General features: G+C 45.2%; 10 protein-coding genes. 2 read left to right on the top strand and 8 right to left on the bottom strand.

The genetic code is table 11. The annotated features are described in order from the left end of the window. Positions 1 to 193: 193 nt before the first annotated feature. The 7 genes from corA to DFP77_RS06680 all read right to left on the bottom strand — a co-directional run bounded on the left by corA (position 194) and on the right by DFP77_RS06680 (position 7,614). On the bottom strand, positions 194 to 1,147 hold the full coding sequence (gene corA, locus DFP77_RS06710; RefSeq protein WP_114411513.1) for a magnesium/cobalt transporter CorA: 954 nt from the start codon (positions 1,145 to 1,147) through the stop codon (positions 194 to 196). A gap of 131 nt (positions 1,148 to 1,278) precedes the next feature. Beyond that, entirely contained in the window at positions 1,279 to 1,860 is a 582-nt protein-coding gene (locus tag DFP77_RS06705) for a LysE family translocator (protein WP_114411512.1), read from the bottom strand. Between the two features lie 73 nt (positions 1,861 to 1,933). Further along, positions 1,934 to 2,761, bottom strand: coding sequence for an AraC family transcriptional regulator (locus tag DFP77_RS06700; protein WP_114411511.1), 828 nt, complete (start codon positions 2,759 to 2,761; stop codon positions 1,934 to 1,936). 124 nt (positions 2,762 to 2,885) lie between these two features. Next, positions 2,886 to 3,251, bottom strand: a complete 366-nt coding sequence (locus DFP77_RS06695; RefSeq protein WP_114411510.1) for a cupin domain-containing protein — start codon at positions 3,249 to 3,251, stop codon at positions 2,886 to 2,888. Between the two features lie 250 nt (positions 3,252 to 3,501). Further along, positions 3,502 to 4,842, bottom strand: a complete 1,341-nt coding sequence (locus DFP77_RS06690; RefSeq protein WP_114411509.1) for an MATE family efflux transporter — start codon at positions 4,840 to 4,842, stop codon at positions 3,502 to 3,504. A gap of 105 nt (positions 4,843 to 4,947) precedes the next feature. Continuing rightward, positions 4,948 to 6,192 carry a multidrug effflux MFS transporter gene (locus DFP77_RS06685; protein ID WP_114411508.1) on the bottom strand — a complete coding sequence of 415 codons (1,245 nt, stop codon included), beginning with the start codon at positions 6,190 to 6,192 and terminating at the stop codon, positions 4,948 to 4,950. Between the two features lie 63 nt (positions 6,193 to 6,255). Further along, positions 6,256 to 7,614, bottom strand: a complete 1,359-nt coding sequence (locus tag DFP77_RS06680; protein WP_114411507.1) for an amidohydrolase family protein — start codon at positions 7,612 to 7,614, stop codon at positions 6,256 to 6,258. A gap of 568 nt (positions 7,615 to 8,182) precedes the next feature. On the opposite strand from DFP77_RS06680, the gene DFP77_RS06675 reads away from it, so the two are divergent. Both DFP77_RS06675 and DFP77_RS06670 read left to right on the top strand, forming a co-directional pair. Beyond that, entirely contained in the window at positions 8,183 to 9,184 is a 1,002-nt protein-coding gene (locus DFP77_RS06675; protein ID WP_114411506.1) for an ABC transporter substrate-binding protein, read from the top strand. A 132-nt stretch (positions 9,185 to 9,316) separates the two neighbouring features. Further along, positions 9,317 to 10,261 carry a LysR family transcriptional regulator gene (locus DFP77_RS06670; protein WP_114411505.1) on the top strand — a complete coding sequence of 315 codons (945 nt, stop codon included), beginning with the start codon at positions 9,317 to 9,319 and terminating at the stop codon, positions 10,259 to 10,261. A gap of 104 nt (positions 10,262 to 10,365) precedes the next feature. On the opposite strand, the gene DFP77_RS06665 is transcribed toward DFP77_RS06670, so the two are convergent. Beyond that, the gene (locus tag DFP77_RS06665; protein WP_114411504.1) at positions 10,366 to 11,874 is read right to left on the bottom strand and encodes an aldehyde dehydrogenase (NADP(+)); all 1,509 of its coding nucleotides are present in this window, start codon (positions 11,872 to 11,874) and stop codon (positions 10,366 to 10,368) included. Between the last annotated feature and the right edge of the window lie 157 nt (positions 11,875 to 12,031).

Raw genomic sequence — 12,031 nt, 5'->3', positions numbered from 1 at the left:
AATAATATGAACCAATTAAATGGTAGTCATTCTCAACCACATTTTCAATACATAATTATTTAAATAAAAAGATAGATATGGCGGAGCGATAAATTCACTAGGAACAAGAAAGTAACAGACCTAATCATGCCGAACTCTACATGATTAGGTGATTATGGAAGTAGTAACAATAGATAGAATGACCGTATACAGTCTATAACCAACCACGATGTTTAAAGTACCAGTAAGGAGCAAAGGCAGAAAACACCATTAAACCTAATGCCGCCGGATAGCCGTAATCAAAACCCAGCTCCGGCATGATTTCAAAGTTCATCCCGTAGATACTGGCAACCAAGGTTGGCGGCAAAAACACCACCGAGGCAATGGAGAAAATCTTGATGATTTTGTTCTGCTCAATATTAATAAAGCCCTGAGTGGAATCCATCAAGAAGTTGATTTTATCGAACAGAAAGGTGGTATGAGACATCAAGGTTTCAACGTCACGCATTACCTCGCGTAGCGTTTCTGAATACTCTTGCTTGTTAGGTAAGTGTCGCAACAAGAAGGAAATATTACGCTGTGTATCCATCAAACAAAGACGAATTTTTCCATTACTGTCTTCTTGGCGTGCTAATTTTTCGATAATGGTATCCAGTTCAGTTTCGTCATCTTCTAACACCAAATGACTTACATCTTCGAGCTGTCTATGGGAATCTTCTAACGTATCCGCATGGTTCTCTACTTTGTTTTCCAGCAAGGTCACCAATAAATGCGCCGGTGAATCAACCAGAATATGGCCTCGTCGGGCACGCATACGTAACAACCTGAAGTCAGCCAGCTCTGTTTCACGGATGGTGATCAACCTATCTTGTTGCAAGATGCAAGCAACGGTGGCGGTTTTATGTCGCCCTTCCGTTTGGTTCAAAAATAGAGAGTGAACATGAATGCCAGCTTGATCGACAAAACAACGGGCAGAGGCTTCAATTTCTTCCACATCGTCCGACTCAGGAAGATCCGTCCTCAGTAAGGCTTTAAGTTGCAAGCGTTCATCATCATCCGGCTCGGCAGCATCAATCCAGTTGGCTTCCTTTTGCAAAGTAGCAAAATTCTCGTCTTCTTTTTTAATCTCTTGAATCAACCCATTGCGGATTTTAAAAAATCTTAACATGCTACATCCTCGATATGCTCGGCACCTTACACCATTATACTTAGGTTATAGCTTACGTCTGTGACAAATTAATGAGAATAAAACGGACATAGAGCAAAAGAAGACAGCGCGACGCCTCCCTCCCTCTTCACTTAGTAAAAAACAAATCGGTAGGCCACATAGAATAGCAATAGCGCCATTACGCGGTTAACCCAAGCCATTACCTTGGGATTCATCGCTGCTTTTTTAAGCCGAGAACCCGCCAACAAATACACACTTGGCGCTCCGCATGCCATAACGGCAAGCCCTAATGACCAAACGGCAATTTGACTGCCTTCAATATGAAAGCGAGGAAATTGCACGCTAACAATCGGCACAATGGCCACCAACGATTTAGGGTTACACAACTGAAGAATCAGACCCGTTTTAAAGCTCACAGCCTTGTCTTGTGCTCTCACCTCTGCCTGCTGGAAACTCGCTTGCAGTATTTTCACTCCTAGATAAGCAATATAAACCCCACCTAGAATGGCAATAATCGATTGATATTCAAGAGGAATAATATCACCACCTAAATAACCAATCAGAAGAAATAAGATCAGCATGGCCAACCCGACGCCGACACAATACAAAAAAGCACGCCAGCCTTGGCCATTTACGCCAGCCAAAAGTGCCAACATATTAGCAGGGCCAGGACTGTACATAACGCCAAAGGCATAGATGATTATTGCGAGCATGAGAGTTCCTCAAATGGATATTTGATACAAAGACGTAATAGAAAAAGAATTAGCTATAAGGTGAAGTTTGCCGCTAAGTACGCAGCAAAGTACGCCTAAATTGATAAGGCGTGAGCCCAAACATGGGCTTAAATCGACGATTAAAATAACTCAGGTCGGTGAAGCCAAAGGTAAACGCCACGTCGGCTGGAGACATTCCTAGCTCAAGCGCGTCTTTGGCGCGGTTCATTCGATAATTTTGCCAGTATTGGTGAGGCGTCATACCAAAATAATCACGGAAGCAGCGCAGTAAATGGTACTTCGACATATGCGCTACTTGGCTTAGTTCATCAAGTGACACTTCAGCACTCACATGAGCGTGTAAGTACTCGCGAACTCGCTCAAAGACAGGGTCTTTCAATCGCTGCTTAGCTTCTATTTTAATACCCTTTTGACATGCCAAATATTCAGCAAATTCAAACAAGGCAGAGGAATATTCCAGTGCAGATGTAGCAGAACTTTCTACCAAAGCAGCCAAGCGCAAAATGTGCGCTTTGAGCACCGCATCCTGTTGCACAGGAAGTTCAATACGAAAGTCTTGCGAGCGACGAATACCTGCACTTTCAAGCATGGGGGTTAATTGATCAGGATGGACATAAAGCATCTTGTAGTGAAGAGGATCATCCGCACCTGAATGACCATCGTGAGCTTCTTCCGGATTAAACACAATCACATTGCCAGCATAGCTTTTGTGATGTTCACCTAAAGCAAAAAAATCCTGACGACCAGATAAAGTTACGCCGAAAGAAAACTCCTCATGGGCATGAGTGCCATAAGAAAAATCGCTCATAGAGGCTTCCAGCAACATCACCTCATCGAGGGCTGCACTTTTCGCAAACTGAAAATGATTTTCTACTGACATCACAACCTCCCGAAACTAGCCTAATCAATAACAATAGACTAACCAATAACAAACAGAAAAGATTGGACGATATTGCGGTATTACAACTTATTCCGCACTAGCTCAGTATCAACTTGTTATTGCGCTATATCCAATCTTGCTTCTCGAATGATACCGTTACTTCACTTTCAAGTTTGCCAGTATGAGCTGTCGATAAAGGCTCAACCATCATAAAATGAGTATCTTTTTTTGCTTTAGGGCAATGCTCTACACCCTTAGGGACAACAAACATTTCACCAGTGTTGAGTACAACATCTCCGCTTCTCATCTGCAAAGTCAGTTGCCCTTTGAACACAATAAAAAGTTCATCTTCATGCTCATGTGTATGCCAAACAAGCTCATCACTTCCTTTTGCTATTTTAACTAGTTGGCCATTTGATTCCGCAATAATCTTCGGAGCCCACTCCTCTGTGAACAATCCAAACTTTTCGTTAATATTGATTTTATTCAATGCATTACTCTCCGGAACAAGACTACTTTTGATAGTACGTAGGCACGCACATTTCACGCTTACCCAAAGAGAAAGCGTCTAACAAAAGACTAAAAAAACGGTTAATTGATGAATTCTTAAAGGCGCATCTAAGTCTAAATTCCTTGTAACTTAAATTCATAAGAATGCGTCAGGACCAGACTTAAGCCCCTGAAACAATAGATATAGACTAACCAATAACAAACAGAAAAGATTGGACGATATTGCGGTATTACGTCTTATTCTGTACTAGCTTTTTCTCAACCTGTTCAAGCGCTCTGCGATACATACGCCAAGCACAAATACCCGCAAGAACATTACCGATCAAGACGCCGAAGAACAGCCCTTTAAGTCCGGCTAATTCAGAACCAATCCATAGACAAGGCAAGAAGAAGGCAAACAGTCGCAATGCAGATATCGTCAAAGCGGTATAAGATTTACCAAGCGCATTAGAGATCGACACCATCAACATACAAATGCCGAGTAGGCCTAAACTCACCGGCACTATCATCAAATGCCAATGCAAAATCATCGATACTTCTTCATCACTGGTCATCAAGTTCGCCAACAGACCCGAGACGAAGAAAGTAACCACTGCAACCAATAGTTGAAATGATAATACGAAACGACAGGCTAAACGCACAACATAACGAACATCATCTAAACGCCCTTCGCCTAACAACCGTCCGACCATGGGTGGCATGGACATAGTCAGCGCCAACACGGCCACAATAGAGAAAAATTCAAAGCGCGAGCCCAGCGCCCAAGACGCTACCGCTGCCGTACCAAATCCAGCAATCAGCTTAGTCGCCAACATAGAAGAAACTGGCGGCAGCAGCTGGCTCACCATCGCAGGTCCCATAATATGACCTATCGACGTCAGACTTTTGCCGACATTGAGATCTTGCCAATCAAAGGTAATCCAGTGCTTACGAGCGACTTGCGGCGCAACAATCAAAGTACCTAAAGCAAACGCCACCGTGGTTGCCATCGCGGCGCCATTCAAACCAAGATCAAAGGTGAAGATAAAAATAGGATCCAGCACCAAGTTAAGCACGCTGGTCACAATCATCATGATACCTGGCAACATGGTATTACCATTAGATCGACAAATGCTGTAATAAAAATAGATCAACGCCCCAACCCAAGCACTGAGTAACCAGTGAGGCCAATAAGAATCGATAACAGGATAAACAGAATCCGGCGCACTCAATAACGCCAAAATAGGATGACGTGAGAACCAAATGATCACACTAAAGAAAGCAATCCCCACACTCCCCATCAGTAATACCAAACCACCTAATTGCTTGGCATAACGCGTATTCCCTGCCCCTAAAGCACGAGAAATAATCGCCGTTGTTGCGATCCCTAACCCGACTTGCAGACCAATGACAACCATCTGAATGGGCAGAGTAAAACCCTGTGCAGCTAAGGGCAAAATACCCAATTGTCCGATAAAGGCACTGTCCACCAGCTGGAAACTCATCAACGACAAAATGCCAAACATCATCGGCCATGTCATGGAAAAAAGTTGCTTCGCTAAGGAATCAGATTGGGATATTTGGGATGACATAGAAATAGGTGTGCTCTTACTAAAAACTGAGCTTACATTCTAACCTATTTTGGTGAACACTGGATGACACCCACCTTCACCAAACCAACTATGCGCTGAAAAACCTTATTCTACGGTATGACGCTGGCTGTACTTGTACCCATACCTCAGCATCACAAAAGCAATAATAGAAAAAATAACAAAACCGCTTGCCAATGGCGTCACAGTAAAATGATAAAACTGCCCAATCACGGTCGATAAAATAATCGCCAGAAAGCTGGATAACGATGAAATAACGGAAGCCCCAAGCCCCGCCATTTTTCCTAGCGGCTCCATCGCCATGGCGTTTACATTACCAAACACCATACCGAAGCAGGAAAACATCACCATTCCCAACCCCATAAAGAGCACAAAAGGCGGAACGCCATCAAAGTAAAAAGTTGATAACAGCAAAACAAAAGAAGAGGTTAACAGTACGCTCAACGCACTTATCACACAGCGCAGCATACCGATTCGCAGTACAATCTTGCCGTTTGAGAAATTGATAACAGCAGAGCCAATCGCCAACATGGCAAAGAACAAAGGAAAGCGATCACCTGTGTCATACACATCCTGAAAAATGGATTGGGCAGTGCTTATATGCAACATCAAACCACCAAAAATACAGCCCAATAACACAGTATAGGCCATGACATCACCACGGCTAAGTATGATACGAACATCGGCCACTAATCGTTTTCGGTTAAGTGGAATACGGTTCTCTTTCGACAAGGTTTCAGGCTGACGCAGCAGCAACCATACGCCTGCAATGGTTGCTTGAGTCATTAACAAACCAAAAATCCAACGCCAATCTGCGACTTGCAACACGAGCTGCCCAATAGAGGGAGCAAGCATAGGCACTAAAATAAACACCATCATCACAAAGGACATAATGCGTGCCATCGCAGCGCCTTTGTACATATCTCGAATCAAGGCACGAGATGCGATTTTTGGCCCAGCAACGCCAAACCCTTGTATCATGCGCCCCAGCAAAAACATCTCGATGGACGACGCCAACAACGCCACTACCGAACCGATAAGATACACACAGATACCAAGTAAAATACTTTTTTTACGGCCGATGGCATCGGACAAAGGTCCAAAGAAAATTTCCCCAAACACCATACCTAGTATCATTGCTGAGACGATCCACTGGGTTTTCTGGTAATCCACCACAGCCAGAGACTCAGCAATGAAAGGAAACGCCGGCAACATGGCATCCATACTCAACGCCGTCAGCGACATCATCAGAGCAAACAAGGCCACCAGTTCTTTTTCAGCCAAGCGTTTTATCGGCAATTCTGTAGATTGTGGCGAATGTAGAAGAGACATCCCTTTCCTTAGCGATTAATAAAATGGACTAATAGTTTACTCGCCTCCTTCAGCATCTCGCAATTATTTAGCAGGCGAGCTTGCTAACAATTCCTGTACCGCCGCTTTTACGTCTTGAATTAACTCGGCTTCGTCCACACCAAGCACTTGGCCATTTTCAACCATACGTTTACCGTTTACAAAGCTATGTTTAATAAGCGCGGGTTCACCACATAAAATCGGTGCTTCTAACGGACTGTGCACGCCAGAATAACGCGGAGCATCAAGAGAGTACAAAACCAAATCGGCAGCATAACCTTCGGCTATTTGCCCTGTTTTAAGCCCCAAAAGATCCGCGCCGTTTTGCGTTCCCCATTTAAGCACTTGCGCCACGTTTGTTGCTGTCGGTCCACCCTGAGTACGATGTAACAACCAAGCTAAATTCAACTCTTGCAGCATGGAAGCATTTTCACTCGATGCCGAGCCATCAACTCCAATAGCAATAGGAATCCCAGCTTTTTCCATTTCAAGAACTGGTGCGATACCGCTGCCGAGTCGACAGTTTGATGTGGGGCAATGGGCAATTCGCGTCTTGGTTTGCGCTAGTAATTCAATTGCATGAGCATCCGCTTGCACCAAGTGAGCGAACCACACATCGTCGCCTAACCAATCACAGTGAGCGGCGTAATCAATGGCGCTCATACCGAAATTTTGTTGCGCCATTTGCTCATCAAAAGACACTTCCAATAAATGTGAGTGGCGCAGCAGGTTTCGCTCTTTTGCCCACTGAGCATAACCACGTAAGTCTTCTGCTGGCGATGTGTGAACCAAACTGGTCGGCGCGACGACCAAGCGTCGCATGCTGAATGGGTTGTTGTCATGGTAGCGTTTGTAGGAAGCATCAAGGCGATCTAATGACAATTCCAATGATTCAGGAACAATGCCGCTGTCTTTCATACCTTTATGACTGCCTTGCACCGTTGCGCCACCACGGCATAAAACTAAGCGAATACCTAAATCTTCGGCAGCACGCCAAACAGCGTCTTCTAATTCCGGTGATGTGTTCGCATGGTACAAATAATGATGATCTGCACAGGTCGTCACACCAGAGCGCAATTGCTCGTACAGGCCTAATTTCGCTGCGACATACATTAAATCTGGCGTAATTTGTGGCCAGAATCGATACGGCACGCTTGCCAGCCATTCCCCTAAACCTTGGTTCAAACCAGCAGGAACGCCTTTTAGTATCGACTGAGCAAGATGATGGTGAGTATTCACAAACCCTGGGTAAACCACACAGTGAGACGCATCTATTAACTCGTCGTCAGGCTCGCGATCTAGCGTTGGAGCAATGGCGGCAATCACGCCATCTTTAATACGGATATCTTGAGGAAGCTCATAACCTGCAACGGCTTTGGCTTGGCGGATTAAATACTGGGGCATAACACTCTCCTTTTTAGGAAAGAGCAATGTCCAGGCCAAAAGGCTTAACCGCTTCTACTCTTTAATTCACATACAACTTAACTAAGTCAACAAGCAAACCTTGTACCAGTCTATGCAACGGCAGTAAGCACACAGCAAGCACGAACCATTCATCATATTTCACATGCTATTAATCATATTTATGGTGCGACTAGACCACAATGCGCCCAATTCAAGTGCAGAACAGAGCACTAACTACCACATAACTGCCGAATTTATAGACAAATATATTTGGCCTGCTTGTTGCTTAGTCATAAGTGGCGCAAATAGTTTGCGTGGCGCAATGAGTAGAAGCGGTCAAATTTGGTGTCGGGTTCCGACAAACCAAATTCGGGCATTGCTCACTGCCTTTATCGACAACCCAAAGAGGATGTCGAAAGGGAAGTGACAGCCGTATCTACTTAATTCGACTGTGTACCCAGCCCTCTCGCTCTTTCCTCATCTTGTTTTCTTTGTGGTTGTTTCACTAACTGAGCTTGGCTTGCTTAGAAAAGCAGAGCCAGATCTATGATGAAACATGGAGAAAACAATGAACAAGACAACCTTATTTCGTAATCTATGCCTAGCTGGGGCCATGGCATTGACAGCCTTAAGTGGAAACGCGGTTTTCGCCGCTGATAAAGTAAAGTTTCAGCTAGATTGGTTACCTGGTGGCGATAAAGCACCGGTTTATGTAGGCATCAAAAAAGGCTTTTTCAAAGACGTTGATTTAGACGTCTCTGTGGCAAGCGGCCGAGGTTCCACCGACGCGATCAGCAAACTCGCCACTGGTAATGCCGACATGGGCTTATCTGACTTGGTCGCGTTATTAATGGCAAAAGCACAAAATGATGTGCCGGTTTCCGCGGTGTATTCCGTCTTTAGTAAAGCGCCCCACGCTTTCTTTGTGCCTGCTGATTCAGACGTTAAAAGCGTCAAAGACGTCGCAGGAAAACGCATTGCCACCTCGCCTTATACGTCTTCAAATGTCTTTTTACCCTTATTGTTAGAAGTGAATAACGTTGATCCAGACAGTATCAAATTGGTCAAAGCTGACGCTGGTGCACTAAACCCAATGTTACTTTCCGGTAACACTGACGTAGTTATTTCATGGATAACAGATACGGTAATTTATCAGCAACAAGCCAAAAGCGCCGGTCAAACTTTGCGAGTATTGCCATGGTACGATGCCGGTTTAGAGTTTTACTCGACTTCTGTTATTGCCTCTGACCGCTTTATCAATAAGCACCCAGATGTGACAAAACGTTTTGTTCAAGCCTATAAAAAAGCCATCAAATATACTTGGGAGTACCCAAAAGAAAGCGGGCAAATCGTTCATGACATGGTGCCAGAAGTTGATGCTAGTACTGCAACAAACACAATTAATTCAATCAAATCCTTGGTTTATAACGCCGTCAGTGATCAAGATGGTTACGGCGCATTCACCAAAGAGCGACTCGCCACCACATGGAAATGGACAGCCGAAGCACAAGACATTGCCGTCGACAGTTTTGACCCTGAAAGCGCCGTTAATCGCCAGTTTCAGCCTTAAATAACAATCATAACTTTGTACAAGAGAAACGCTAAAAAAGCCCATTTATTTGGGCTTTTTTATTGCTATTAGACGCAAATAGCTTCTATTTAGAGTAAAATACCTTTATTAAAAACAATAACAGAGGTCGATATGGACATAGGTCTGGCCAAGCATTTAAAACTCAATCAACTACGCTTAATTTCGGTTATTTCCGAGCATGGTCAACTGGGCATTGCTGCGGATGAAATGGCAATGACACAACCTGCTGCATCACGCATGTTGAGTGAAATTGAACAAACTATCGGTACACGTTTATTTATTCGTCATGCCAAAGGCATGGAACCAACCTTGGTTGGTCAAGCCGTGGCACGCCGGGCGCACAACCTTTTAGTTGAGTTACGCGATCTTGCCCGTGAAGTAGACGAACTTAAAGAAGGCGGCGGCGGAACAACCGCTATTGGCGCAGTCACTGGCGCGGCAGTGGGATTTGTCATTCCCGCTATTCAGCAATTGCGAGCTATCGCCCCCAAAGCCGAAATTGATATTAACGTCGATACCAGTGATGTTTTAGTTCGCGATTTAGTCGCTGGACACAATGACTTCGTGCTTGCCCGTATTCCCAAACAATACGACGCCAACGAATTTGAGATTTACCCAGCGCGCACAGAATCGGTCAATTTATTAGTTCGTAAAGACCATCCATTAGCTCACTTAGATGTCGTCAAAGTAAAAGATTTAGCTCATTTTGAATGGGTCATGCAGTCTCACCGCGCTCCCATACGCGAAGCGGTTGAAGCCGCCTTTATGGAAGAACGCGCCGAATTGCCATTAAGTATCACCAACAGCACGTCATTATTGGCATTGATCGCGATTCTTGTGTCTTCCAACGCCATTGCGCCTATGGCCAGAGAAGTGAGTGACTTGTTAGTTGGCCATAAAGTAAAAGCCGATTTAAAAACACTCAAACTAGACCGAAAAATAATCATGAGTCCTTATTATTTATTGCAAATGCGTGGCCGCCAATTGTCGCCTCTTGCCAACCAGCTCAAGCGTTTGGTGCTTGCTGAGCTCGAACAGAAACCTACCAACGCGTAAATACTCGCTCTTAACCTTTGCGAAACAGCAAAAAAAAGCGAGTCGGTTGCTTTCAAAACCGAACTCGCTTAATAACCCGCCTTGGGATATTTAATGCTTAAGAACTAGCCAGCTAGATCTTTTGGTAACAATGCCTTTGGTATGTTTTGGTAACAAACAGGACGCAAGAAACGACGAATCGACAAGGTGCCGACTGAGGTTGCACCGAAATTTGTCGACGCCGGATACGGCCCGCCGTGAACCATGGTGTCGTTCACTTCAACTCCTGTTGGGAAACCATTTGCTAGCAAACGACCAGCTTTGCGTTCCAATACAGGCAAAAGCTTCTGACATGCTGAATGGTCACCTTCATCAAGGTGAATCGTACACGTCAACTGACCTTCCAAATGACGAGCCAACTCGACCATCTGCTCGACGCTTTCCGCCAGAACCACCAAACCAAGAGGACCAAATACTTCTTGATGAAGAGTTGGGTGATCTAGCCATGCTTGACCCGTTACCGTGAACAAGTTTGGCAATGCCGTTCTATCCGTTGTGTCTGTTGTACGAACAACCGACTCAATACCCGTTTTTTCTATTGCAGCAACACCAGAACGGTACGCATCAGCAATGCCATCAGTCAGCATGGTTTGCGCAGAGATCTCAGATAAGGCCGCACTCGCTGCTGCAATCATGGCTTTTGAATCTGCGTTATCCAACATCACCGCAATACCAGGGTTAGTACAGAACTGCCCTGCGCCCATAGTCAATGAACCCGCCCAGCCTTTACCTAACTCTTCAGCACGGTTTTTCAATGCTTCCGGCATCACAAACATTGGGTTCACAGAACCCAGCTCGCCAAAGAAAGGAATTGGCTCTGGACGCGCCGCACACAAATCAAACAAGGCACGACCACCCGCCAAACTACCAGTAAAGCCAACCGCTTTGATTAACGGATGCTGAACTAGCGCTTGACCAACTTGGCGATTACCGCCTTGGATCAAAGAAAAGACGCCGGCTGGCATCTTGCAACGTTTTACGGCCGCATCAACGGCTTGAGCGACTAATTCACCCGTTCCCGGATGAGCTGAATGACCTTTCACTACAACAGGACAACCTGCTGCTAATGCCGCTGCGGTATCGCCGCCCGCTGTTGAAAACGCCAATGGAAAGTTAGACGCGCCGAACACAGCAACAGGACCAATTGGACGCTGCACCATGTACATATCTGGACGTGGTAATGGGGCACGATCTGGCAAGGCTTCATCAAAACGACGATCCAAGTATTCACCAGACAAAATACGCTCAGCGAATAAGCGTAGCTGACCTGTTGTACGGCCGCGTTCGCCTTGCAAACGTGCGACTGGCAAACCGGTTTCTTGTACGCCAACTTCAGTAATTTGATCGCCCAAAACATCAATTTCGTCAGCAATGGCATTCAGAAAAGCCGCGCGATCTTCACGAGTGGAATAACCAAATTCCTCAAAAGCAGCTTCGGCTGCTTCTACCGCTGCATCCACATCTGACACGCGACCAACGGCAAATTCATGAGAAGGTCCTGTAGCAGGCGTTGAAGAAAATGTTGCGTCGCCCTTTACCCATTTACCGGCAATAAAATGCTGTCCCGTTAACATACTCACTCCTCTCTTTAATAAATGAAATTCAATACATTAAATTAAATTAAATTAAGCTCTGAAGTAGCCTAGCGATGGCAAGCATCAAGCCCAAGGATGGGCGTTACGCCCCTCGCGGACAGGGATGTCCGTTGGGGCGGTGCTGCCATCACAAGGC

This window comes from Marinomonas foliarum (assembly GCF_003337275.1).
In the GTDB taxonomy this organism is placed as follows: domain Bacteria; phylum Pseudomonadota; class Gammaproteobacteria; order Pseudomonadales; family Marinomonadaceae; genus Marinomonas; species Marinomonas foliarum.
The sequence above is the reverse complement of the archived record's forward strand: the minus strand, read 5'-3'. Positions and strand labels throughout refer to the sequence as shown.